General features: G+C 54.5%; 1 protein-coding gene. It reads right to left on the minus strand.

Annotated features, from left to right (window positions below; all coding sequences use genetic code 11):
• Positions 1-44: 44 nt before the first annotated feature.
• The coding region (locus AC1RO3_RS09080; RefSeq protein ID WP_481764094.1) for a hypothetical protein at positions 45-290 on the minus strand (246 nt) is incomplete at its 5' end.

Consider the following 290-nt stretch of genomic DNA (forward strand, 5'->3'; position numbering starts at 1 on the left):
CCGCTGTTGAATGCTGTGCAGTATGCGCTTAATTGCGCGTGCCGTCAACCTTGTTTCTTCTGATTTTCCGTGTGTTGGGCAAGCGCCGCACGATCACGTTCTGTCAGGGATTCGACAAACGATTGGGGTTTCGCAACCGCGAGCGGGATGAAGTAGTCACGGCAGTCGATCACTTGTGTCGCGCCTGTCGCGTGCTTCACCACGATCTTCGACGAGAGGTAACCCTTGTACGGATCATCCGGCTTCACATGCTTCATCACGTACTCGACTGGCTCACCATTGTAGAAGCC

This window comes from Dellaglioa sp. CoH-57-MRSF-19 (assembly GCF_056781975.1).